General features: G+C 44.7%; 23 protein-coding genes. 16 read left to right on the top strand and 7 right to left on the bottom strand.

Annotated features, from left to right (window positions below; genetic code table 11):
* Nucleotides 1-2 precede the first annotated feature (2 nt).
* A complete protein-coding gene (locus ABVF09_RS11755; protein WP_371069259.1) occupies nt 3-701 on the bottom strand; it encodes a class I SAM-dependent methyltransferase in 699 nt (232 codons plus the stop codon).
* A gap of 191 nt (nt 702-892) precedes the next feature.
* Here ABVF09_RS11755 and ABVF09_RS11750 point away from each other — a divergent pair, with 191 nt between their 5' ends.
* From ABVF09_RS11750 to ABVF09_RS11735, 4 genes are all read left to right on the top strand, one after another.
* Nucleotides 893-1,393, top strand: a complete 501-nt coding sequence (locus tag ABVF09_RS11750) for a hypothetical protein (protein ID WP_371069258.1) — start codon at nt 893-895, stop codon at nt 1,391-1,393.
* A 321-nt stretch (nt 1,394-1,714) separates the two neighbouring features.
* Nucleotides 1,715-2,197: a DUF2975 domain-containing protein gene (locus ABVF09_RS11745; RefSeq protein WP_371069257.1), complete on the top strand. Its 483-nt coding sequence runs from the start codon at nt 1,715-1,717 to the stop codon at nt 2,195-2,197.
* A gap of 10 nt (nt 2,198-2,207) precedes the next feature.
* Nucleotides 2,208-2,429, top strand: coding sequence for a helix-turn-helix domain-containing protein (locus ABVF09_RS11740; RefSeq protein WP_153464450.1), 222 nt, complete (start codon nt 2,208-2,210; stop codon nt 2,427-2,429).
* A gap of 95 nt (nt 2,430-2,524) precedes the next feature.
* Entirely contained in the window at nt 2,525-3,295 is a 771-nt protein-coding gene (locus tag ABVF09_RS11735; protein ID WP_371069336.1) for a DUF817 domain-containing protein, read from the top strand.
* Between the two features lie 65 nt (nt 3,296-3,360).
* On the opposite strand, the gene ABVF09_RS11730 is transcribed toward ABVF09_RS11735, so the two are convergent.
* Nucleotides 3,361-4,401, bottom strand: a complete 1,041-nt coding sequence (locus tag ABVF09_RS11730; RefSeq protein WP_371069256.1) for a ketopantoate reductase family protein — start codon at nt 4,399-4,401, stop codon at nt 3,361-3,363.
* 190 nt (nt 4,402-4,591) lie between these two features.
* On the opposite strand from ABVF09_RS11730, the gene ABVF09_RS11725 reads away from it, so the two are divergent.
* On the top strand, nt 4,592-6,076 hold the full coding sequence (locus ABVF09_RS11725) for a methyl-accepting chemotaxis protein (protein WP_026569289.1): 1,485 nt from the start codon (nt 4,592-4,594) through the stop codon (nt 6,074-6,076).
* A 92-nt stretch (nt 6,077-6,168) separates the two neighbouring features.
* On the opposite strand, the gene ABVF09_RS11720 is transcribed toward ABVF09_RS11725, so the two are convergent.
* Both ABVF09_RS11720 and ABVF09_RS11715 read right to left on the bottom strand, forming a co-directional pair.
* Nucleotides 6,169-6,654, bottom strand: coding sequence for a hypothetical protein (locus ABVF09_RS11720; RefSeq protein WP_026770778.1), 486 nt, complete (start codon nt 6,652-6,654; stop codon nt 6,169-6,171).
* Between the two features lie 174 nt (nt 6,655-6,828).
* On the bottom strand, nt 6,829-8,085 hold the full coding sequence (locus ABVF09_RS11715; protein ID WP_371069255.1) for a helix-turn-helix domain-containing protein: 1,257 nt from the start codon (nt 8,083-8,085) through the stop codon (nt 6,829-6,831).
* Nucleotides 8,086-8,356: 271 nt separating this feature from the next.
* Here ABVF09_RS11715 and ABVF09_RS11710 point away from each other — a divergent pair, with 271 nt between their 5' ends.
* Genes ABVF09_RS11710 through ABVF09_RS11690 form a run of 5 tightly spaced genes read left to right on the top strand, consistent with a single transcriptional unit; the run spans nt 8,357 to nt 11,934 of the window.
* Complete coding sequence (locus tag ABVF09_RS11710; RefSeq protein ID WP_153464460.1) at nt 8,357-8,515, top strand: hypothetical protein; 159 nt, start codon at nt 8,357-8,359, stop codon at nt 8,513-8,515.
* 54 nt (nt 8,516-8,569) lie between these two features.
* Nucleotides 8,570-9,043 carry a thioredoxin domain-containing protein gene (locus ABVF09_RS11705; protein ID WP_371069254.1) on the top strand — a complete coding sequence of 158 codons (474 nt, stop codon included), beginning with the start codon at nt 8,570-8,572 and terminating at the stop codon, nt 9,041-9,043.
* A 10-nt stretch (nt 9,044-9,053) separates the two neighbouring features.
* Nucleotides 9,054-10,862 carry an ABC transporter ATP-binding protein gene (locus ABVF09_RS11700; protein WP_371069253.1) on the top strand — a complete coding sequence of 603 codons (1,809 nt, stop codon included), beginning with the start codon at nt 9,054-9,056 and terminating at the stop codon, nt 10,860-10,862.
* Nucleotides 10,863-11,411 (top strand): MauE/DoxX family redox-associated membrane protein, encoded by a 549-nt coding sequence (locus ABVF09_RS11695; RefSeq protein WP_153464467.1) that lies wholly within the window; start codon nt 10,863-10,865, stop codon nt 11,409-11,411. It begins immediately after the preceding gene.
* Nucleotides 11,398-11,934: a thioredoxin domain-containing protein gene (locus ABVF09_RS11690; protein ID WP_026569295.1), complete on the top strand. Its 537-nt coding sequence runs from the start codon at nt 11,398-11,400 to the stop codon at nt 11,932-11,934. The genes ABVF09_RS11695 and ABVF09_RS11690 overlap by 14 nt, the downstream gene beginning before the upstream one ends.
* Before the next feature lie 81 nt (nt 11,935-12,015).
* Here ABVF09_RS11690 and ABVF09_RS11685 read toward each other — a convergent pair whose 3' ends face one another.
* Complete coding sequence (locus ABVF09_RS11685; protein WP_162832879.1) at nt 12,016-12,177, bottom strand: hypothetical protein; 162 nt, start codon at nt 12,175-12,177, stop codon at nt 12,016-12,018.
* A 486-nt stretch (nt 12,178-12,663) separates the two neighbouring features.
* Between ABVF09_RS11685 and ABVF09_RS11680 the strand changes: the two genes are divergently transcribed.
* The gene (locus tag ABVF09_RS11680; protein ID WP_026569296.1) at nt 12,664-12,894 is read left to right on the top strand and encodes an excisionase family DNA-binding protein; all 231 of its coding nucleotides are present in this window, start codon (nt 12,664-12,666) and stop codon (nt 12,892-12,894) included.
* A gap of 131 nt (nt 12,895-13,025) precedes the next feature.
* Here the strand turns inward: ABVF09_RS11680 and ABVF09_RS11675 are convergent, their stop codons facing one another.
* A complete protein-coding gene (locus tag ABVF09_RS11675; RefSeq protein WP_026569297.1) occupies nt 13,026-13,982 on the bottom strand; it encodes an LCP family protein in 957 nt (318 codons plus the stop codon).
* Between the two features lie 441 nt (nt 13,983-14,423).
* On the opposite strand from ABVF09_RS11675, the gene ABVF09_RS11670 reads away from it, so the two are divergent.
* Nucleotides 14,424-16,001 (top strand): alpha,alpha-trehalose-phosphate synthase (UDP-forming), encoded by a 1,578-nt coding sequence (locus ABVF09_RS11670; RefSeq protein WP_371069252.1) that lies wholly within the window; start codon nt 14,424-14,426, stop codon nt 15,999-16,001.
* Nucleotides 16,002-16,154: 153 nt separating this feature from the next.
* Nucleotides 16,155-17,045: a UTP--glucose-1-phosphate uridylyltransferase GalU gene (gene galU, locus ABVF09_RS11665; protein WP_026569299.1), complete on the top strand. Its 891-nt coding sequence runs from the start codon at nt 16,155-16,157 to the stop codon at nt 17,043-17,045.
* Nucleotides 17,046-17,197: 152 nt separating this feature from the next.
* On the opposite strand, the gene ABVF09_RS11660 is transcribed toward galU, so the two are convergent.
* On the bottom strand, nt 17,198-17,869 hold the full coding sequence (locus ABVF09_RS11660) for a serine/threonine protein kinase (protein ID WP_026569300.1): 672 nt from the start codon (nt 17,867-17,869) through the stop codon (nt 17,198-17,200).
* Between the two features lie 200 nt (nt 17,870-18,069).
* Between ABVF09_RS11660 and ABVF09_RS11655 the strand changes: the two genes are divergently transcribed.
* The 3 genes from ABVF09_RS11655 (at nt 18,070) to ABVF09_RS11645 (ending at nt 23,530) form a co-directional block, all read left to right on the top strand.
* Nucleotides 18,070-19,587 (top strand): DUF4179 domain-containing protein, encoded by a 1,518-nt coding sequence (locus tag ABVF09_RS11655; protein WP_371069251.1) that lies wholly within the window; start codon nt 18,070-18,072, stop codon nt 19,585-19,587.
* A gap of 208 nt (nt 19,588-19,795) precedes the next feature.
* The gene (gene ppc / locus ABVF09_RS11650) at nt 19,796-22,528 is read left to right on the top strand and encodes a phosphoenolpyruvate carboxylase (protein WP_371069250.1); all 2,733 of its coding nucleotides are present in this window, start codon (nt 19,796-19,798) and stop codon (nt 22,526-22,528) included.
* 123 nt (nt 22,529-22,651) lie between these two features.
* On the top strand, nt 22,652-23,530 hold the full coding sequence (locus tag ABVF09_RS11645; RefSeq protein ID WP_371069249.1) for an SMP-30/gluconolactonase/LRE family protein: 879 nt from the start codon (nt 22,652-22,654) through the stop codon (nt 23,528-23,530).
* Nucleotides 23,531-23,580 lie beyond the last annotated feature (50 nt).

The raw sequence follows: 23,580 nt of genomic DNA, 5'->3' as shown, positions 1-23,580 counted from the left end.
GTTTAACTATGACAAATATACAAACAAGCCCCTAACTTAGAAGCAAATTTCTCCGTTAAGAATTGATGCTGCATCAACATATCGTTATATGCTCTATCCAGCTTTTCAATGCGGTACACTTCTCCGGGTGCTTCTTTATTTGCTGGAATCATTCTCGATTCCACTTGTTTAAAACCCGCTGTTGCAAGGTGGTATTCCCATTCTGTTTGATTGAGCAGTCCAGAAAATCCATAGAACGCTTTAAATTCTGCTTGTTCATCGGGCTCCAGGTGACCAATTTTCGTCATTTCGTTCATCATTAAAGTGCCATTAGGCTTCAGTACTCGCCTGTATTCCTTTAAAGCCTTCCGTACCTGGGTGAAAGCTGTCACGGATTCGGACAGGACCATATCAAAACTATTCTCTTCGAATGGAAGTTCTTCTATATTTCCTTTGAAGACCTTAACAGGCGATGGGCTTTCGGCGATACGCTTTCTGGTTTTTTGAATCATTTCTTCATGTTGATCAATGCCGTAAACGGTACATCCGTACTTTTGGGCAACGTAAGCGATGGTTTGCCCGGTACCACAGCCTGCATCCAGCACGTATGATTGCTTGTTCAAATCAACCGTGTCCAACATCTGCTTCGTCTGTTTAAGGCTGCCGGGATGGGCTCCGCCAATATGGAGTGCAGCCAGCAAATCGGTATAGTTTTTCTCCACTTTTGCTACCTCCGGACTTATTGAATTCCTTCCTTTTATGCTATGCGTGTTTGCGAGGTATGGGAGTAGGCTATCATATCAGTATTCATCCATTTGGTAAATAAAGCCTACTTGTGTTGCTTTCTTTTCCTGTTTTGCAGGTGGTATAATCATCTTGGCTATTTATTCATACATCAAAGGAGAGAACACAATTGAAAAAGTTTTTGCTGAGCATTCTTATGATTTCATTGGCTGTTCTGTTCACTGCTTGTTCAGAAAGTGACACAGATAAGGCGGACCAAGATACATCGAGCGCAGACGAAGAAACTGCTGAGACAAAAGAAGCGGGTTCGTCGGATGTGAAACCGGGCGATATCGAAATAACGGATGAAATAAAAGACATGACTTATTCCACGATGGAAGGGTATGAAGGAGTCAAAGACGCTTATATTGAAGTAGACGGCGATCAAATCACCATGACCTTGCAGGTAGACGCCAGTTTAAACGAGGATAAGCGCAAAGAACTGGGAGATAACTTCGTGCGAAATCTTTCTTCCAATGCTTCGTTCTATTACGATGAACTGGAGGGACCAGAGAAAGACAGTTATGGTACCCTGTTTGAAGTATTTGATCTGCAAATCGGAGTGGGGCCTGGGTCTGAAGATATTCTTCAGGGGGCAAAGGTGACTTCTGGAAAAAGCATTATGTGGTGATAGTTGTTGGAAGAGATCGGCTCCTTAGAAGGAGTTGGTCTTTTTTATTTGGAGACGGCGAGAAAAGCTGAGGAGGTATTTGTCGATCAGGGTTTTTAAAATCGACTGTACCAATGGGTAATACAACCATGGCAGGAAAAAATTAGGCAACAGTTCACATTAAGCAGTTTTGAGAGCATTCTTTTCACGACAGAATGCTCTTTTTATATATTTGAAACTGAATTAAAGATAAAAAAATGGTTTAATTCATTATTTATTTATTGAAAAACGATAAATAACATGATATTATTCAAAGGAATACTAATCAGGTGAGGTGCTCTTATGAAACGTGGAACAACACTTTTTTTGCGAATCGCTGTAATCCTTATCGGCATGCCAATTTTGGCATTGTGCATTTTTGTCGTGCCGGAAATCGGCAGTTTCGCAGCGGAATTATATCCGGACATGGCATACTTGAAGTATCTTGTCTGGACCGATTTGTATGCCTCGGCAATACCTTTCTACTTTGCTCTGTATCAGGCTTTTAAACTGTTAGATTATATCGACAAGAACAAAGCTTTCTCTGATTTCTCTGTACAAGGACTCAAGAAGATAAAGTATTGTGCAGCAGCCATTACTGTACTGCTCATGGCGGGCATGCCTCTTTTTTATCTAATAGCAGAGGCAGATGACGCTCCGGGAATCATCCTGATCGGCATGCTCCTTATTTTTGCGGCACTTGTCATTGCGGTATTTGCAGCTGTTCTCCAGAAGCTTTTGCAAGAAGCGATTCATATAAAATCGGAAAATGATTTAACGGTCTGAGGTGAGGAATATGGCGATTATCATCAATGTGGATGTCATGCTGGCGAAAAGGAAAATGAGTGTCACCGAACTTTCAGAGAGGGTCGGGATTACGATGGCGAATCTTTCGATATTAAAAAACGGAAAGGCGAAAGCGATCAGGCTATCGACTTTGGATGCTATTTGTAAAGCGTTGGATTGCCAGCCTGGAGATATATTGGAATACCGGGCCGATGAAGAAACCGGGACATAAGTGGAATGTTACAGAAAGAAGGAGGAAAAGCCATGAATCAAATGGGAAGAAGCGATGCTGCGCACGGGGGCTATCATGCAAAAACAGAGAAGTGGATAAGACCGGCAAAACAGCTTGTTTGTTTTGGATGGGAACAGGCAATGTCCTGTTTATTCCCGGTCGTTATTTTTGTTTCATTGGCCCTGACAAAAATTGTGCAGCTCCCCTTCCTGCCAAGGTATGACTGGCTGCTCATCATTTGTCTTTTGATGCAAATTTTGATGGTGCGTTCGGGACTTGAAACTCGGGATGAATTAAAAGTGATTACATTGTTTCACCTTATCGGGCTTGCTCTTGAGCTCTTCAAGGTACATATGGGTTCCTGGGCTTATCCTGAGGAGGGGTATTCCAAGATTTTCGGGGTACCTTTGTATAGCGGGTTCATGTATGCAAGCGTCGCGAGCTATCTTTGCCAAGCCTGGAGAAGGCTGAAGGTAGAGCTCATTAAATGGCCGCCGTATGGAATCGTTGTCCCGCTTGCTTCAGCGATTTACTTGAATTTTTTCACCCACCACTATTGGCTGGATGTTCGTTGGATTTTGGCCGTGCTCGTGGTGATTGTTTTTTGGCGGTCATGGGTCGCATACGAAGTTAATGGAACATGGTACCGCATGCCGCTGGCACTTTCTTTCGTGTTGATTGGTTTTTTTATCTGGATCGCGGAAAATATCGCCACATTCTTTAGTGCCTGGGAATATCCGAACCAAGCCGAAGCGTGGAGCCTCGTTCATTTGGGGAAAGTGAGTTCCTGGCTTTTACTGGTGATTGTCAGTTTCCTGATAGTGGCGACGTTGAAACGGGTGAAGGGGAGAACTTGCGCAGAATGACCATAACACGATGGTTCACTCATAAAACAGCGGTCATCAAAGGCGATGACCGCTGTTTTACTTGTTTATATTTCTTTTTCGATTAACTGCTTGAAAGGTACAAGATTTTCTTCAAATACAGGCACTGTTTTTTCATTCTCAGCTTCTCGGACCAACTTGACCAGCAGATCATTAAATGGTGTAGCAATCCCGGTTTCTTTCCCTTTTGCGACTACTTCGCCATTGATATAGTCAATTTCTGATTTGCACTGCTTTTCCAAGTCCTGCAGCATGCTCGCACGTAACAGAGCCTGGGGTTTGAATACTTTTCTTGCCATGGCGATGACTTCTGAGAGATTGCTCTTGTCTTTGTTGATTTTGAATGTTTTGGCAACATCGATACCAGCGATAGAGGTGAACGCTACGCCGGATGCTTGTCCGGCTTCCAAGGTTTCATCCGCAAGCATCACCGCACTGGTTACAGCGGTGTCATCGGCCAGCACGTCTCCATATGTACAGCCGAACACGGTAGAAGTTCCACTCATCGCTACGTTGACCAACAGCTTGGACCATTTCGTGCCGATCAGGTTTGTAGAGATTTCTGTTCCGCCGACAAGCTCCAGTACTTTTTTCAATTTTTCCGTTCGTTCCGTGATGCTGCCGTCCAATTCTCCGATTTGAAAAGCATTGGCTTTGAAAGATTCTGCTGTGGTAGTCAACTCTGATACTCCTGGTTTGATCCAGGTGGCCCCGAATTCCACGGATCCTCCAATGACGCGTTTTTCGCCTAGCTCATTCGCCAGTCCTTCTTCCGGTACACCGTTCTGCAAAGAAAGAACGATGCTTTCCTCATTTATGTATTGCTTGAGGTTTTCCAAGACTTGCCCATTATAGACCTGCTTCGTCAGCAGCAACACCAAATCATAAATACCGTTCATCTCAGCGGGGGTGATGGCTGTGACAGGGATCGTTTCATCCACCGTACCAACTATTGTCGCTCCCGATTTATTCAACGCATCCACATGCTCCTGATTTACATCGATTAGTTCCACTTCCTGTTTGCCTTTTGACAAATAAGCACCGATTATTGTTCCTAAAGATCCAGCTCCCATTATGGCAATTCTCATCAGAAAAACCTCCCAAGGTGTATGATAGATTAGGTGAATTGTCCTAAAAATTACTGTAAAATACATTGAAATTATACCAAAATGGGAATATTTTATCAAATAGTATTCCTTTTGTAGGTAAAATGTATTACGATGGAAACTACGGAAAAATATTCTTTAATAACAGATTGATAGGGGAGAGGGAGATTGTATGGAACAGCATGATAGCTATAATACGCAGCGGGTACATAAAGTCAACTTGGTGTTGCTGTTACTTGTCGTTTTTCTGTTAGTCATCCCGATTGTCATCGAGCGCGGGCTTAGTGATGCGATGGGCATTATCATCGCGGGGGCACTCGTCATTTTGCTTTCGGTGGGTAACTACTTTTTGCCGATTCGTACATACTGGAAAGGATTTATTTTTGCGTTGCTCCCTTACTTGGTTGTCATCGCACTTTTCTTCACAGACGGCTATGCGTTGAATAAGCACTATTTATTATTATTATCGATTGCCATGATTGCACTTTATTTTAAAAAAGAATTGATCCTTGTGTTCGGAATTGTAGTCGATATCGGACTAGTGGTGACATATTTGTTCAATTCTGCTGAGTTGCTGAACGTAGATGATAATTTCAAAGGATTCATCACTGTTTTTGTTTTGGTCAATGGGGTCTTGGCTGCACTTTATTTGTTGACCAACTGGGGTCGTGAGCTGATCGATGCGTCCTATGAAAAGGAACTGGAAGCAAAGCAGTTGATAGGGAAACTGGAAGAAACGTTTCGATCGATAGAAGAAGGAACCACAACATTGGAGAGCAATATCAGTCATTTTAATACCAATATTTCTACCATATATGATTCCAGTCATCATATTTTGGACTCGGTCCAGCAAATGGCCGCCGGAATCCAGGAAGAAGCGAACAGCGTTTCGATGGTTAGTGAATCGATGGGAAGTTCCCTGCAGAAAACCAATCAGACGATCGCCATTTCCCAACAGATAGCAGACCAGTCAGGTGTCATGAATGACAAAGTGCAAGACGGCTGGGATAAAATCAACCAGGTGACAGAACACTTTACGACAGTGAATGCAGCAATTGGGACGACGACTGTAACGGTTTCAGATCTTCAGTCGAGCCTGGAAACTGTCAACTCCCTGTTGGAGGGCATCAAGCAAATTGCCGATCAAACGAATCTGCTGGCATTGAACGCCGCTATTGAGTCGGCTAGGGCCGGAGAGCAGGGGAAAGGATTCGCGGTTGTTGCAGATGAAGTGCGTAAGCTGGCGGAGCAGAGTGCGAGCATTACCGTGGATATTACCGAAGTAACCAATACGCTTTTCCATAAATCACAGGAAGCCCAGGAGAAATCGAGCCAGGGCGAGTCGGCGGTTGTCGAAGGACAAAAGCTGTTAAGCGAAGTTTCCCAGTTTTTCGAGGAAATGAAGGATTCATTCCAAGGGACGAATGAACAGCTTTCCTTGGGTATGGATGAGATCAAGTCGGCTACGGACAATTTTGCTCAGATTCAGACCCAAATCGAAAATGTGGCAAATATCTCGGAAGAAAATGCGGCGTCCACCCAGGAAATCGTTTCGACTCTGGAAAATGAACATGAGTTGATTGCCGCGATCAATGACGCCGTGGCAGAGATCAATAAGCTTAGTGGTGAGTTGAAAAATATGGTCGACAACAAATGATCGGTCGTTTCATGGAGTGCGAATAATAGTAGCGTAACGAGAAAGGAACAGTCGGCGGCAGGACCGTCACTGTTCCTTTTTTAGTGTACTTTTTAGTTTTGCGCTTCGCGAAATGCTTCCTCTGTTCCGACAAACCCGATCATCGTAGATAGTTCTGTTCCATCCTCCGCAGTACATGAACTTAGATAGACGATAGGGCCCCGTTGGGATATGTAGGAGCATTCGTATGTACCAGCAGGGGATTGCTCATAATTGCCATAGTTATTTTCAAAGGTAATTGTTTCTCCATCATAGGAAATTTTATTTTCGTAGTGGCTGCCGTCGAGATCAAATACAGAAATCGTCAGTTCGTCTTCCTTGTTTTCTTCCACATTGTTCATCAGTTGCACCAGCTTGTCGGCATTTTCGACTTCGACCGCACCTTGGGCAATTTCTTGAAAGCTGTTGGCTTGATGCTGGGCGATCACATCATCGTTTTCCCGGGCGTCTTCCACGGAATAGTTTTCTTCTGAATCTGCATTCGAGCAGGCAGCAATCAGCGTGAGTGGTAACAGTAAGAACAGCAGAATTTTTTTCATAATACCTCCTGAGCGTCAGACTTGATGTGGGTTACTTTTTATTGAACATCCAGTTGGGAAGGGGGGACGATCGGATCTGGCAAATCCTCTTCCATAAGCATGATCGGCAGTATCATCATCGCAGTACAAAATAAAATGACTAATTTTTTCTTCATTATTACATCCTCCTTGAAGTTATATTGTATTCATTTTCCTGAGCCTGTTCGACTCAGAAAAATAATAACTGGATTTTTTGTAATGATGTGCTTTTGAATAGAAATCGCCGAGAATTTCATTACATTCGCATTCCTGCAACCATAGATTACTTTTTTTAAAGAAAGGAATGGCCTCATTGTGGATAAAATGTACCAATTGCTCCACGTCACCAAGAATTTGGTACTTTAAAATGCAAAGCATTAAGAAATCCTTGCGATCGGCAGGCAACTTCTCGCAGTTGGACAATCCTTTTGCTATCCATTCAAGGGCTCGATCGTTTTCCTGCATAGAGGAAAATTCTTGGGCTAGATGGTAAACAGTATTAAGATAACTTTTTATGTGATGATTAATTTTAATTTCGTAACTAGTGGAAAAGCAGTCGATTGCCGCTGGTTTATTATGTAAGCTGCTATGTAACATTCCGATGTTATGATAAAGATAAGCCTGGGCGGTTATGAAATTGAGCTCTCTAGCCAAATGAAGGGCTTTTGTGAACTTGATTCTTGCTTCTTCTGGCTGCTCCAGCCGGTTTAAACAAACTCCGATAATAATTTGACAGCTTATGCATTTTTTAATATTACCTGTCTCCGTGAATGAATAGAGTGCTTTTTCGGCCAGTGACATGGCGAGAGGCGTTTTGGCAAGCCGGCTGTAAATCAAGGCGGCCTGGTAATAAACCTCTGGTTCTATTTTTTCTGCAATAAGACTGCCTAAATCAATTGCTTTATTACAACACTTTAATGCCTGTGGGTAGTCATGTTGAAGATAGAAGTAAATGCTGTTGAAAGAATGGTAGTAATAGGCCAGCTTTGGGGGAAGGTCATCCTGATATTGGTGTAAGAACTCCGCTAGATTTTGTGCTTGTTTAAAATCTTGCTTCAACAAAAAATATCGGAATTCAACTACTGCAAATGTTAGTTTGATTTCTATATTGGTAGAGTTTTTAACTTTTGACTTTAACCCGGCATATTGATTATCGGCTGCTTTCATGTCTTGTTCCCGAAGAACCTCATACCAATGAAAGATTGCCTCCGTCAGCACTCTTAATGTTTGCTTGTTTTCGAGAGGGATATCAATATCCAGCCTTCTTAACAGAAGGGAGAGAATCTCCTCGCTGGGTTCCATCTTATTGTTCTCAACTTTGCTTAGATAGGAAATAGAACATATCCCTTGTGCCAAATCCTCTTGCGTCATTTTGCGCTGTCTTCGATAATAGTTAATCTTATCTCCAATCATAACAAGTTCCTCCTAAACATTGTATTGAGAAATATAATGTCAAAAAGTACTATTATTCCAATTATATTTTCAAAACTTTCTCAATACAATAAATTTTTCTTCTTTTTCCAGTTATTGCGTTTCTCCGATCATAAAAAGTTGAGAAAAAGGAAAGAGAAAGCACTCTATAACAGGGGACTTCTTCACATTTATTTCTCAATACCTTTCCGGGACGAGTCATGCTACGATAATTATGAGAATATTCTCAAAAATAGTAGAAGGAGTGGTTATTATGTCAAAATTATTCTCGAAATTAATTGGTGTAAAATCTCCTGGAGGCCCTGAAAGAGTTCCGGTTTACTGCCTGAGTGATTACCGCTGTTCTTCCCCTTATCAAGGTACTTATGTGGAAATTGGAGGAAAACCCGTATTTAAGCATTGCGGATGTTAATATCCAGGAGGAGGCTGCCGCCTTCTCCTCTTTCAATTAAAGGGGGGATGACCAGTGGAATACGGAATAATGCTGCTTTGGTTTGTGTTTGCCCTCATCATCCTGATACAGATTTTGCGAAGCTTTCGACAGCTTCACGCGGAAAGTGCAAAACATGATTCTTTCAAAAGAAGCATCTTAGAAGGAGAAAAACTGACGGACTATATCGACACCGTTCCGGCAGAGCCTGGAGAAAAGGGATGTGTTGTTGTTTTATCTCCCTCTTGTCCACCGTGTCACTTAGTGCTCGAGGAGATTATCGAGCATGCAGATTATTATCCTGCTAACCTGTCTTTGTATGTGAACGAGACTTCGTCGGGGGAAACAGAAAGGTTTGTGGATAAATACAAGGACGTGATCAGGTTGAACCGGTTGAATAAGGAACATTTTAATAAAATGAAACTCACCTTTACACCTGCTTTTATTAGCTATGATGAACAAGGAGTGGTATCCAGGGTTGGCGTAGACTATAACAATCAGAAGCAGTGAGGCGAATACCATGAATTTTAAAAGCATGCTGAGAGCCATTGGCTTTGTTTGGGAGAGAGCGAAGCTATGGGTGATATGTTCCATTATATTTGCCATTGTCAGTGGTTTGGCGCCTGTAGCACTTGTTTGGGTGATGAAAGAGTTGATCAACACTGTGGCGGTGATCATCCAACAGGAAAGCGCAGACTTTAGCGGTGCTTTCATATTGTTGTCCATTCAATTTTCCATTATGTTGCTTAGTTCGATAATGGACGGTTTGAAGAGTTTCATGGATGACAAGGTGCAAATTGTTTTAGAACATGATTTAAAAGCGTTGAGTTCCCGGAAAGCGATGGCTGCTCCATATTCTTTTTACGATATTCCGGAGTTTTACAATCATTTGGAGCGGGTTACCGGCAGTCCTGGGGCAAAGTTTTTAACTCCGTTGAGGAACCTGCTGAATATCGGTGAGGCGGCTATCAAGATTGTATCCTTTCTTGTTTTTTTGTTTACGATTCACTGGATATTGGTTGTCATCAGCGTGTTTGGAGCAATTCCGATATTTATCGTCCAGGCAATTTACGGCAGGAAGAACTTTTGGCTGATGTTCATGCAAACCCCTGCCGCCAGAGAAATCAACTATATTGAATATTTGATGAACAACAAGCAGGCTGCAAAAGAGACAAGGCTGTTTGGGATTGCCGACTACTTGCTCGGCAGATGGTCGAAAAAATACCATAAAAATGCAAGTGAAAAATTAGCTTTGATCAAGAAACAACAATATGCAGAAATAGGGCTGGATTCATTGACTGCACTGATGTATGCAGGGGCAGCCCTCGTGATTATATGGCTTATCAGGACGACGACGGTCAAGATCGGCGAGTTTGTGGCGATTGGACAGGCAGTACAGGGGACCCAGGAAGCAATCGGGCAAATTTCCAATAATTTGGCCCGCCTTTATGAAGACAGTTTTTATATCCGTGATTATTTCGAATTTCTTGATTTCGAGGAAAGCAGTATCGGCCACCATTCCGGAACATTGCCTTTCCCGGCTGCTTTGGAAAAAGGAATCCGGTTCGAAAATGTATCCTACAGGTATCCAAATGCAAACAATGATACGCTTGAAAATATTTCCTTCACGATAAAACAAGGGGAAAAAATTGCAATCGTGGGAGAAAACGGCTCAGGGAAAACAACATTGGTCAATCTGCTTTTTGGACTTTATCAGCCGACCAAAGGTTTGATTCTCTTTGATGGAATCGACATGACGAAAATGAGTGAAAAAGAATTACATAAAAACACAACGGTCATCTTCCAGGACTTTATCCGGTATTCTTTTCGAGCTAGTGAAAACATTGCTGTCGGGAAAGAGTTGGACCAAATAAATGAGCAAAAAATGAAGCAGGCAGCCAGATTGAGCGGTGCAGGTAAGTTTATCGAAGAGTTCGAGGAAGGTTATGATACCCAGTTGGGCAGATTTTTGACACAGGGAGAAGAGCTTTCAGGCGGACAGTGGCAGAAAATGGCCATAGCGCGTGCGCTTTACAGGGACAGCCAAGTCATTGTACTGGATGAACCGACCGCATCGCTAGACCCGATATCCGAACTGGAAATTTATAATCAATTTCAACAGATTACGAGAGATAAAACAGTATTGTACATTTCACATCGAATGTCCGCTGCCAGGTTTGCTGACAGGATTCTGGTGATGGAAAAAGGACGAATCAAGGAGCTTGGCACACATGAAGAACTCATGCAAGTGAAGGGAAGCTATTACGATATGTATAACACCCAGGCGCAATGGTATCAAACGGAAACGGGCCTGAGAGGGAGTGGTTGAATGGAACTTCTGACTTCTGCTTTTACATGGACATTGATATTGGTGTTTATTTCTACCGCTGCATCAAAAATCGTCGCTTTCAAATCTTTCGGCACCAAGGTTCAAACAATTATTAAGCGGAATGGGATGATTGCTAAAAGCGCCGCCATGGCGGCGGTGATCGGAGAAGCTTTCGTTAGTATGTCGCTGCTGTTTTCTATACAAAGAAGGGCAGGGTTGGTTTTGGCAGTTATCCTGTTAGTGATCTATTCGATTGCAGTGCTTAATAACCTGATCGAACGAAATACAGAGATGGATTGCGGATGTGGAGGCATACTGGGAAACCATAGAATGTCATACCTTTTGATTCTGAGGAATGTTGCGTTGATTGGAATGGTCGTTACCACGTTCAACCATACATTCTTCCCTTTCCATGATTTATATGGACTATTCCTTTCATTGCTGATCAGCTTCGTTATCCTGTTGATGCTTGCGACTCTTTCGAAAATAGGAGATATGAATGGTGAGTACAAATCCTTAACTGGAGATGATGCACATGGCCAACTTTAATGAATTGTTGCTTTGGACGTTTATGATTATTCAGATGGCAATCATTTTTCTGCTGGCGAGATTGGTAGGTTCTTATATAACAAAGTTGAATCAGCTAGAAGCGAATATGAACATCAAGTTACGGGGGAGCAACGTGACAGAAGGGGACGTTGCCCCTGCATTTCGTGAGTACGATCACAGAAATGCCATTGTGACGTTAAGAGCGGACAAGAATGCAGTCCTCCTGTTTTTGCAGCCGTCTTGTTCTAAATGTAAAGAAATACTTTCCTATATAAAAGAACAAACGACACTTGGTATTGATGTCTTTATTTTTTCTAAAGAAGAAATGGTGCAGAATTCAGCTCACCTTTCTGAGCAAATCCACCTGGTAACATCAGAAACGGTGATTAAAAATTATGGGATAACTGACTTTCCTGCTGTTCTTACCATTGAAAACGGCAGAATAATTGAAAAAATGCTGTTAAGGACAAATGTGGAGGAATTCAGTGAAATCGTAGGCGAGCGTTATTTTAAAGCAAGCTAACCACAAATGCTTAAAGAAGGAGCAGCCCGGTGCAAGGGAAATCTCATGCACCGGGCTGCTTTTTTTGTTCATTGACAGGAGCTATGCCGCACGATGATCATCATCCTCAGGAACCTCTGTATTACGATAAAGCTCCCTCTCGACATCCCAAAAATAAACCCGGGGCAGGCCGAAATACAGCCAATATTCCTGCACCAAAGAAGTACCCACAAATAGCACCAGCTGCCAATCCATCCCTCTCAATAATCCCCCTCCTTTCTTCAGCTTGATGGATAGAGACAGAATAAGAAGCAGAGAGTTAGGTAAGGGGTCCAGGTAAGGGGTCAGTCCCCAATCCGATGTTTTCAGTTCGTTCCTGTTTGGGGACTGACCCTCAAAGTTGCAATTTCGCTTTGGGGCGGCCTTGAAGAGTGATTCCGCTTCTCGAAATGGTGGAAAATACCGCTGTGAGGGTCAGTCCCCCCTGCAGTCCCCCCTGGGTACGGTCCGGTAGAATCTGGTTGTGGGGACTGACCCCGGTTCTGGTTGCTTGCTTATTTACAATATATCGTGGGGTTGGCTTGTTTAAGAACTGGGGGATCGAGTCAGTATAAAACTAGAGTTGTTCCCATGGGATAACGGCTGGTAATCCATGCTGGTTTTTGCCACAATAGAAGGGAACATCTATTTGAATAGGAAAAGGGATCCAGCCGGAGGGGGCGGAAATCCAGAAGAAAAGAGGGTGATGCAGTGTATTTGACGGTGAAAGAAACGGCTGAATACTTGTCCATGAAAGAATCGGTGATTGAAACACTGATTTTGCACAATCGCATCCGGGCCATCCATGATGGCGAGCAGTATCTGATCAACAAGGAACAGTTTGTTTCCCATCTGGAAGAAGTAGAGAAGTATAAGCAGATGATCCAGGAATACCTTGCTGAACCCTTGCCGGAAGATATTGACGTAAAAGACGAGGATTGACAAAAGACGGAAGCACCTTGCCCGCCGCTCGGTAAACAAAAGCACTTGAGAGATAAGGGCACCCAGCCCGAATAAACTCTCCAAACAAAAGAAAAAGCAGGATGCCTGGCCTGGCGTCCTGCTTTTGGTCATTATTCATCTTGTAAAAAGTCCTGCATCAAGGCTGCGTTGTGTTCCATATCAATCGATAATGCCAGTCCTACTCCTTCATATCTCACGTTTTCATAGGAACCGTCCTCAGGAATTCTCAATGTTTCAAAGTCCTTCGTGTTCCCCAACACCACATCTTTTGCCATGCTGGTAATCAAACCGGTGCGGACATTGGTGTCGATATACCCTTGAGCATATCCGACCAATTCAGGCAGTTTGGTGACCGTCGAGACGCTTTTCACCTTGTCGGTAAGCTTCTGGATGACTTCTTGCTGGCGCTGTACCCGGCCGAAATCACTCTGGCTGTCGTGACGAAAGCGCGCATAAGCCAGTAATTCTTCTCCATTCAGTTTCTGCGTTCCTTCTTCCAGCTGAACCCCGAGTGCTTTTTTGTCCTGGGTCATTTCCGGTGTAACCGTTGCTTCGATTCCGTCTGGGGCAATTGTATTGACCACATCGACAAACCCTTCAAAACCGACAATGGCATAGTAGTGCAAATCCACTCCGAAATTATGGCTGATGGTTTCACGCAGTAAGTCAGGACCACCAATCGCATAAGCTGCATTGATTTTGTTATAGCCGTGACCTGGTATTTCAACATAAGTGTCCCGCATAATCGAGACGATTTTCGGACGCTTCGAACTGGAATCATAATGGGCGATCATAATTGTATCCGTCCGCGCTGGCTCATCTCCACGGGAATCGTCCCCCATCATCAGCACATTGAAATTGTCGGCAGTTTCTTCTGCTCCGTGAAATTCGATCTCTTCCTTTGGCTGCTTCTCTTCGGCAGTCGACTTGGCTTGATACCATTGGTAGAAGGAATAACCCCCGATGGCGAGTATAAGCAATAAAAAGATGACGAGAAAACGTCTTCTCTTTTTGCGTTTACGCCTTTTTTTTCTATATTCCAATCTTTTATCATTCATTTCAGTCATGATAAACTCTCCTAATTTACTTAAATAGCAGTCCGGCGTCCGGACAGCTTTCAACAATATTCTACCATAATGTTGCTTAAGATAACTACAGTATCCTTGTGGTTTTCCAATTGTGAATTTTTGCTGGCAATCTGACATGAAGAAATGGCCGACTGCAGAAACTGTTGTCAGATTACCTTCCAAAACTGTAACAATTTTTTAACAATTCATCTATAATGTGACTTACTATATACAATTCAGACTTCAAGTTCTTCTTTTATATGCCTTTAGACCAGTAAAAATTCTCCGCGCATTATCTTCATTCTCGGACTTTCGCCTCAATTTCACCCTGCAAAGAAGATCTTGCCAGTCCAGCCAAAATAAAACTTGTTTTACCCGGAAAAAGAATGGGTATCTATTGGTTACCAGTTATTTTTCTGACAATATTAAGGAGGATGGCAAATGAAACCAGTGAAAAACGTAGAGAAAGGGTCGCCAGAAGGTTCATCCGCGATTACCAAACAAGAAGTACAAACAGGAAATCCGACATATGATAATAAATCGATAAAAATTAATAGAAATACCGGCACATATCAGGAAAATAACGCTGAAACAAATCAAAACAAACAACAACACAAAGCCGATAAAATGGAGCAGGAGGGTTCGACATTTCTTGTGCTCGCCAACCGGCTCCCGGTAGATAGTTATACAGATGAAAATGGAAATGTACAATGGAAAAGGTCGCCAGGCGGACTCGTTACAGCATTGGAACCAATGTTGAAGAAGAGAGAAGGTGCCTGGATTGGCTGGGCGGGCGGCACCAGTGAACCCCCAGCGCCATTCAGAGAAGATGGCATGAAAATCGTGCCGATCCAACTGACACAAGAGGACGTGGAAGAGTATTACGAAGGTTTTTCCAATGCGACGCTTTGGCCGCTTTACCACGATGCCATGGTGACGCCGAAGTTTGATCGAAGCTGGTGGGATAAATACGTAGAAGTAAACCAGCGTTTTGCCGATGCTGCTGCCAAAGAAGCGGCAGAGGGCGGAACAGTGTTTATCCAGGATTATCAGCTGCAGCTTGTCCCGCAAATGCTTAGGGAATTGCGGCCGGACGTTCGAATCGGCTTTTTTCTGCATATCCCCTTCCCGCCAAAGGAATTGTTCTCCCAACTTCCATGGAGACGAAGAGTGGTCGAGGGACTGCTCGGAGCAGATTTGATTGGCTTCCAAGTACAAGGAGCGGCACGTAACTTCCTGGACTTGACTCGTGACTTCCTCGGACTATCGCCGACGGAAAATACGGTGGTGGCCAAAGACGGCCGGAAAGTCAAAGTCGACGACTATCCTATCTCGATAAGCAGTAAGGAATATGACAGACTGGCTCGCAGTGCCGAGGTGGAAAAATTGATTCATCGGTACCTAAGCGAGCTGGGCAACCGACGCATCATCCTTGGCGTAGACCGCTTGGACTATACCAAAGGCATCGATCGACGATTGAAGGTCTACCGCGAAATGCTTGCTGATGGCATGCTGGACCCAGAGGAAGTGGTGCTCGTCCAAGTGGCACCGCCATCTCGTGAACGAGTTGAAAGTTATGCCAAACTCCGCGAAGAAGTGGAGAGAGAGGTCGGTGGCATCAACGGCGAGTTTGGCCGATTCGGACTACCGGCCGTCGACTATATCCCTCGTTCCTTGAACCGGACAGAATTGGCGGCATTGTTCCGTATCGCCGATCTGATGATGGTAACGCCGATCCGTGACGGGATGAATCTCGTATGTAAGGAATACGTCGCTTCCCGCATATTCGGTAATGGGAACCTGATTTTAAGTGAATTCGCCGGTGCTGCCCAGGAACTGAAAGACGCGTGGTTATGCAATCCGCATGACATCGATGGCATGAAAGAAGTGGTCAAAGAGGCATGGGATGCATCGGAAGAGGAGCAGAAACGCCGGATGAGCACCATGCGCGATCACGTGTTTGAACACGACGTCGACCGCTGGGCGAGCGATATTCTGCATGATTTGGGAATTGACTGAAGCAATATGAATTTATGAAAAAATTTACCTTCTGTTATAATAGAAATGGATAAGATGAACAAAAGAAGAAGCTTTCCCAGGCATAAGCCGGGAAGGGCTTTTTCCTTTACGAATCATGGTACGGACAAAAAATCAGTAAAAGGGTGAGATAAAATGAGCAAAATCAAAAAAGCGATCATTCCAGCTGCAGGGCTGGGAACAAGATTTTTACCTGCAACGAAGGCAATGCCGAAAGAAATGCTTCCAATCGTGGACAAACCGACGATTCAATACATTGTGGAAGAAGCGGTGGAAGCAGGCATCGAAGACATTATCATTGTTACCGGTAAAGGGAAGCGCGCAATCGAGGATCATTTCGACTATTCCTTTGAGCTGGAAGAAAACTTGAGAAGAAAAGAAAAATATGACTTACTGGAAAAAATCAAACAGCCTGCAAAAGTCGACATTCACTATATCCGCCAGAAAGAACCACAAGGGCTTGGGCACGCAGTGTGGAGCGCACGGAAGTTCATCGGAAATGAACCGTTTGCTGTCTTGCTGGGTGATGACATCGTGCAATCGGATGTCCCTTGTTTGAAGCAGCTGATGAACATATACGATGAAACGTTATCTTCGGTAATCGGCGTGCAATCCGTACCGGATGATGAGACACAGCGTTACGGCATCATCGATCCTTCCAGTGAGAACGGTCGCCTGTATGAAGTTTCCGATTTTGTGGAGAAGCCGCCTCAAGGGTCTGCGCCATCCAACTTGGCAATCATGGGCCGTTACATCCTGACACCGGAAATTTTCATGTACCTTGATAAGCAAGAAAAAGGTGCTGGCGGTGAAATCCAGCTTACTGACGCGATTCAACATCTGAACACTATTCAGCGTGTATTCGCCTATAATTTTGAAGGAAAACGATATGATGTCGGGGAAAAATTCGGTTTCATCAAAAGCACCATCGAAATGGCGTTACAGGATGAAGAAATGAGCGAACAGCTTACCGACTTTCTCCGCAAGGCTTTGAAAGAGAAAGACGTGGAAAACAGCGTCAATTAATAACGAAGCAGACGACTGTCGTGAGTGCAGGCACGCAGTCATCTGCTTCTTTTTATTTGTGACGGGATACCAAAGGACCCGCAGGTATAATTATCCTAGATGCAGTGAGGAGCTGGTCCGATTTCCCGCTCCAAGCCCCGCACATTACCCGGTCATCTCCGCTTCAAAAGCCTGGCTGCACGTTTGACGACCTCCTCAAAAGCAGGTGCATGGCCATTTCCGGGTTGATACCATTTTCTGATTCGATCGATCAACCAGATAGGAACCGGTTTTCCTTCGATAAGGTGGTAATACAATTCATAGCCCTTTTTTAAATGATCCCAACGATAGTCGTTGCCAGACTTACTATATTCAGACACATCCAGCAATTTCGCCCTGCCGTTCTGCAGCAGGATGTTTTTTAGATGGATATCCCTTGGATTGAGGCCTGAAGATCGTACATACTGACGGGCAGCTTCCACGTCCGCTATCAATTGGCGGGGAATCGGAATACCGCGGATCAGGCAATCGTATAATGTGATGCCAGGTTCATAGCTCAATACAAGATAACGGTCCCCGGCACCATAACAGACAGGGAAATGCCGGTTTCGTCCAAGCTGCTGATAAACTTGATATTCAATCGCCCGTTTTGTGATTTTTTCATTCGCATAGAGTTTGAAGGCATAACCGGGCAGCGGATTGAAACGGAGTACTGCCGCATCCGTGCCAATTCCCGCAATCGTCAACCCATCGATGCTGCCAGTGACGGTTACCAGCTGATTGTCCTCTGTAGAATGAACTTCGATTTGTGATAGAGCTTGCTCGGCCAGCTTCCATTCTCTCATTTTGTTCCCGTCCTTTTCCCGGCAGTAATGATGCCATCCATGTTCCTCCCATTATACGATACAAAACAGGTCATTCGTTAGTTTTTCTAATCCGGTCGCAGTAAAAAGTTATTTCCCTTCACGGGAAAAAGTAGAAGGAGACAGGAAAAAAACAGGATATTGTCGAATATAGAAAAAAGGGAATCGAGAGAGAAAAGTAGGTGGAAGATATCGACTGTGAACAATCCAGACAGGTAGTCAAAAAGTATAAACAAGGAAAACTGGCCAAAAAGAAAAGAGAAAAACTGGAAGCGCACGTCAGTCAATGTCCTGACTGTCGCCAATATTTCCAGGAATACCGGTTGAACAGCGGAAAAGGGATAAAAGAATGGCTTGCCAAAACGACCCCGCGGTTTTGGGGAATGGTAATGATCGGATGTTTATGTTTGGCAGCTGCGGCTTTTGCTTTTGGCGGAGTGGACAAAGTGGCAGGTTGGTGGAAGAGCATGCGAATGCCGACAGAAGACAGTGTGGCGGAAATCGAACAATACGGGATAGGAAATGAAGTACATGTCAGCCAGCGGGATGAAGACGTGGAAGTAACCATCACCCATGTAATTGCCGATGACCTGCAGACTTTCGTGTACTATGAAGTGGAGGACCATGCAGAAAATAGATTGCTCCGGCTGGATTATTCCCAGCCACCACGGGTCAACAGTGAAAAGGGCGTTTTTGATATAGGGCGTTCTCATGGCCAGCTTGTCAATGGTTTGAAGGATGGCGACCAGCAGCCGGAGGGCAAATATCGTGGACGAATTACCTTGGCGCCGATCAAAGAAGACAGCGCTGTTTTTGATTTGCAAATCAACATGCTGAGAGAGGTTTCCGCGGAAGACTTGGCGGATTCAAACGATCCGTACCCGTACGGTGGTCCTCATTCAGCGGAGCCCGCTCTGGATGGCGAATGGGAGTTCACCATTGAAGCAGACAAAGAGGAAATAATCGAGAAGCCTGTAGACGTGGAAGCAGACATTGAAGGAAACCGTATTGTCATCGATCAGGTAAGGATCGCGCCGACTGGAACGTTGGTCGATTACAAATATGAGCCTGGTCTGGACGGCAGCGACAGGTTCTTTTATTTCGACCGGTTAATCGGTGAAGAGAAAACATATCAGCGGGAAGACCTGGGGTTGGTGTACGCTGAGGAACAGCACCGGGATAGCCAGTGGGTGCATTCACAGGCTATGTTCGACTCCATGTACCGAGCCCCGGAGGAGTCTTTGCAGCTTGGTGTAGCCAGACTCGAAGAGTACATTGCCACGGACGCATCCTTTCCGATCGATCCGGACAAAGAAGAGCCCCAATCTTTTTCTTTTAAAGGGACGGAAATTTCGATAACCGATATAAACATCGATGGGGAAACCAGCCTGACCATCAAAGAAGGTTGGGATAAGGACAGGGAGTTTGAACGGGTTCAATATGATATACGTACGGAACCGGAAAGCGTGTCGGTTTCACAGGAGGAAAAGGATGGCATCCTGGTTGATGAAGAAGGAAAAAAATTTGATCCGAATCAGGTTCAAACATGGGACGAAATGGAGAAACTCCGTTATTTTCCCCTGGAAAACACTTACACCCTGAGCGGTAACGGTTCAAAAGAAGTGAAACCGATAGAATTGAGAATAAGCAGTTATCAGAAAACGTATTTTCCCGCCGAAACCATTTCTTTTGATTTGTAGGTGGAGAATCAAGCAAAATGTCACCTTATAATCTAATTGATAGATTGATATTTAATTGATCTATATCGATTATAGATTGATTGATGGTTTTTCCGTGATACTTTCGCCGATTCATTATAAAATAGTGATAAGACAACGTTTTCGAAATTCAGAAGATTTAGGGGAAGGTGACACTTTGCAAACTTTAGAAAAGGAAAGGGACAGTAGTATGTCATTAAGGCGAGACGTGAAAGCATTGGGGAATATTCTTGGAGAAGTATTGTTGCATCATGGCGGACCTGAACTTTTGGAAAAAGTGGAAAAGATCCGGGTCACCACTAAAAAGCTCCGTAATGAATATGATGAAGGAACATATAAAGCGTTGAAACAGGAAATCGCAAACTTGAAGCCGCCCATGCGTCAGCAGGTGATCCGTGCGTTTTCGGTATATTTTCATTTGATCAATGCAGCCGAGCAAAACCATCGTATTCGCAGACGCAGGGAATATCAGCTTCAAGAAGCTGAAATGGCACAGCCCGGTTCAATTGAAAGCGCTGTGGTTTCGTTGAAAAACAAACAAGTGGATGAGGAAACCATTCAAAAGGTGCTTGATGAGTTGTCGCTGGAATTGATCATTACTGCGCATCCCACGGAAGCGACGAAGCATTCTGTGCTGGAAATTCAAAAACAGATCGCCAGTATGTTGCAAAAGCTTGATCAGCCCCAGCTTACCAGCAAAGAGCGGAAGGAGCTGGAAGACGGACTGGTGAACGAGGTAACCATTCTCTGGCAGACGGATGAGCTGCGACACAGGAAACCAACTGTGATGGATGAGGTGCGCAACGGCTTATATTATTTCGATCAAACTTTTTTTGATGTACTGCCTGAAATCCATCAGGAGCTGGAAGAACAGTTGAAGGAAAACTTCGACAGCACCACCTGGAAAGTGCCGAACTTCCTGCATTTTGGTTCCTGGATCGGCGGCGACAGGGACGGAAATCCGAATGTCACGCCGGAGGTTACCTGGGAAACCTTACACAAACAACGCAATTTGGCATTGAAGAAGTACAAAGAAATCATTGTTCAGCTGATGAAGCGTTTCAGCCATTCGACTGAACGGGTGATAATTAGCGAAGAGTTGATTGCCTCAGTAGAAAAAGACGAAGCAGATTACATGGAGAAAGGCCAGGCATGGGCGGTAGAGGCAGAAATATACCGGCGCAAATTTGCGGTAATGTTGAAGCGGCTTGAAGAGACAGGGAAATCGTCAATCGGCTACAAGGATTCCGCTGAGCTTCTGGAAGATCTGCAATTGATTGAGAATAGTGTCCAATCACACCAGCCGGTCGACCGGGAGTGGAAGGCGCTTGGCAAATTGATCAGACAAGTACAGTTATTCGGCTTCCATCTGGCCTCGCTTGATGTACGTAACCATAGTGGAGAACATGAAGCTGCGGTAACAGAAATCCTGAAGAAAGTTCATATCGCGGAGGATTATGCTTCATTGTCGGAAACGGAAAAGCAGAAAGTGCTTGAAGAAGTTTTGAATGATCCTCGTCCGTTGTTATTGTTGAATGAGGATTATTCTGAAGAGACCCAGGAAATGCTCAAGGTCTTTCAAATGATCAAAGACGCCCACGATGAATTCGGCCGGAATGCCATCACCGTCTATTTGGTCAGTATGACGAAATCTGCCAGTGATCTATTGGAAGTTCTCGTCCTGGCAAAAGAGGCGGGTATTTACCGGGTGCATGCTGATGGCTCAGTGGAAACTCATTTGAACGTGGCTCCGCTTTTGGAAACAGTCGATGATTTGATAGCCGGACCGGAAATCATGGAAACTTTGTTCCGGATGGACTGTTACAGCAGCCATTTAAGAAAGCACGGAGACCAGCAGGAAATCATGCTAGGCTATTCTGATGGCAGTAAAGACGGCGGAACGCTTACTGCCAACTGGAGATTATACAGGGCGCAGCAGGAAATACATGACGTGGCGAAAAAGTTCGGACTCGGTTTGAAATTTTTCCACGGACGCGGCGGCTCGCAGGGAAGAGGCGGTGGTCCGTTGAATCGCAGTATCCTATCGCAACCGCCAGAAACGCTGGGTGACGGAGTCAAAATCACTGAACAAGGGGAAGTGCTGTCGTCCAGGTATTTGCTGGAGGACATTGCTTACCGCAGTTTAGAACAAGCTACTTCCACCTTGCTGGAGTCGACGGTCGATAATACGGTCGGTTTGGCCGGCGGCAACGAGCGGGAGGAAAAAGAGTGGCGCAGCATAATGGAGGACATATCCAATACTTCGCTGAAAAAGTATCAGTCACTCGTATTCGGTGATCCTGACTTTCTTACTTATTTTAAACAGGCTACTCCGCTGAATGAATTAGGTGCCTTAAATATAGGGTCCCGACCGATGAGCCGGAAAAATCGGGACAGGTTTGAAGATTTACGGGCGATTCCGTGGGTTTTCGCCTGGACGCAAAGCAGGCAGCTGTTACCGGCATGGTACGCCGCCGGCACTGGGTTGGACTCCTATGCTTCGGAAAGCGCCGGACATTTACATCAGTTACAGGAAATGTATGAAAAATGGCCGTTTTTCCGTTCAACTGTCGATAACCTGCAAATGGCATTGTTGAAAGCAGACATCACGACAGCCAAGGAATATGCAGCATTGGTGGAGGATGAGGAAATTGCCGAGCGTATCTTCGGCAACATCGTCGAAGAATATAACAGAACCAAAGAAGTATTGTTGAAAATCACTGGAAATCAGGAATTACTGGACAATACGGTGAACATACAAGAATCGGTTCATCGCCGGAATCCTTACGTGGATCCGTTGAATCTGCTGCAAGTGAATCTGATTAAGGAATTGCGTGAACAAGAAGAGCCGGACGATGACCTGTTGGTTGAAGCGTTGCTTACCATCAGCGGGATTGCTGCCGGATTGCGTAACACCGGCTGATAACAAGACAAACCCGGGTAATAGGGACCTCTCTATTGCCCGGGATATTTATTTGTTAGAAGATATACAATTTGGTGAGTCCGACCCGACCCGGTTTCAATTGAGAAGGAGGAGGTAATACAGATGAAAATACAAGCAGACTTACTATTGGATGCCAAAGCAGAGTTGGCAGAGAGTCCCCATTGGGATGCAGAGCGGCAACAGCTATATTGGGTGGATATCAATAACCATCAGCTGCATGTTTTTTCTCCGAGAGAGGGAAAGGATGAAACGATACAATTTGATCAGTTTGTGAGCGCTGTCGCCATGACGGCTTCCGGGAATCTGCTTTTGGCGATGCATCATGGAATTCATCGGTGGAATCCTTCAAGTCAAGCATTGTCTTTGATAATCAATCCCGAAGAAGACAAACCGCAGAGTCGTTTTAATGAGGGGAAATGTGATCCACAGGGAAGATTCTGGACAGGAACGATGGCATTGAACGCAGAGCCGGGAGCGGCTTCTTTGTATAGGATGGATGCAGACTATACGGTAACCAAAATGGTGTCGGATGTCACGATATCCAACGGGTTAGCCTGGTCTGAAGAAAAAAACACGATGTATTATGCGGACACGCCCACCCAGAGGGTTGATGCGTTTGATTATGAGCCGGCAACAGGCGCCATTTCCAATCGAAAAACGGTCATTCATATACCGGAAGAAGAGGGAGCCCCGGACGGATTGACGATCGACGAGGAAGGCATGCTGTGGATTGCGCAATGGGGCGGTTCCAGAGTGGGCAGATGGGACCCCGACACCGGCGAATGCCTCCAGACGATTGAATTACCGGCGGCGCATGTTTCGTCATGTGCGTTTGGCGGAGCAGAACTGGATGAATTGTATATCACCACCGCCCGGGAACACTTAACAGCAGAACAACTGGAACGGCAGCCGCATGCCGGGGGTATATTCCGGGTCAAGCTTGAGCTGAAAGGTACTGCAAGTTATCGGTTTGCGGATTAGCGGTAGAAGATAGCATATATTCGAAAAGGTTTTCAACAAAAGAAGTCTGT

Source organism: Sediminibacillus sp. JSM 1682029, from assembly GCF_041366435.1.
Classification (GTDB): domain Bacteria; phylum Bacillota; class Bacilli; order Bacillales; family Amphibacillaceae; genus Sediminibacillus; species Sediminibacillus terrae.
Note: the sequence above shows the minus strand (reverse complement) of the source record. Positions and strands in the feature narration are given on the sequence as shown.

Coding starts and splice junctions, on each gene's coding strand:
- ABVF09_RS11675 (WP_026569297.1), bottom strand. CDS start 13,982: ATGACTGAAATGAATGATAAAAGATTGGAATATAGAAAAAAAAGGCGT.
- ABVF09_RS11730 (WP_371069256.1), bottom strand. CDS start 4,401: ATGAGAATTGCCATAATGGGAGCTGGATCTTTAGGAACAATAATCGGT.
- ABVF09_RS11710 (WP_153464460.1), top strand. CDS start 8,357: ATGTCAAAATTATTCTCGAAATTAATTGGTGTAAAATCTCCTGGAGGC.
- ABVF09_RS11740 (WP_153464450.1), top strand. CDS start 2,208: ATGGCGATTATCATCAATGTGGATGTCATGCTGGCGAAAAGGAAAATG.
- galU (WP_026569299.1), top strand. CDS start 16,155: ATGAGCAAAATCAAAAAAGCGATCATTCCAGCTGCAGGGCTGGGAACA.
- ABVF09_RS11690 (WP_026569295.1), top strand. CDS start 11,398: ATGGCCAACTTTAATGAATTGTTGCTTTGGACGTTTATGATTATTCAG.
- ABVF09_RS11720 (WP_026770778.1), bottom strand. CDS start 6,654: ATGAAAAAAATTCTGCTGTTCTTACTGTTACCACTCACGCTGATTGCT.
- ABVF09_RS11745 (WP_371069257.1), top strand. CDS start 1,715: ATGAAACGTGGAACAACACTTTTTTTGCGAATCGCTGTAATCCTTATC.
- ABVF09_RS11670 (WP_371069252.1), top strand. CDS start 14,424: ATGAAACCAGTGAAAAACGTAGAGAAAGGGTCGCCAGAAGGTTCATCC.
- ABVF09_RS11725 (WP_026569289.1), top strand. CDS start 4,592: ATGGAACAGCATGATAGCTATAATACGCAGCGGGTACATAAAGTCAAC.
- ppc (WP_371069250.1), top strand. CDS start 19,796: ATGTCATTAAGGCGAGACGTGAAAGCATTGGGGAATATTCTTGGAGAA.
- ABVF09_RS11715 (WP_371069255.1), bottom strand. CDS start 8,085: ATGATTGGAGATAAGATTAACTATTATCGAAGACAGCGCAAAATGACG.
- ABVF09_RS11660 (WP_026569300.1), bottom strand. CDS start 17,869: ATGAGAGAATGGAAGCTGGCCGAGCAAGCTCTATCACAAATCGAAGTT.
- ABVF09_RS11645 (WP_371069249.1), top strand. CDS start 22,652: ATGAAAATACAAGCAGACTTACTATTGGATGCCAAAGCAGAGTTGGCA.
- ABVF09_RS11695 (WP_153464467.1), top strand. CDS start 10,863: ATGGAACTTCTGACTTCTGCTTTTACATGGACATTGATATTGGTGTTT.
- ABVF09_RS11700 (WP_371069253.1), top strand. CDS start 9,054: ATGAATTTTAAAAGCATGCTGAGAGCCATTGGCTTTGTTTGGGAGAGA.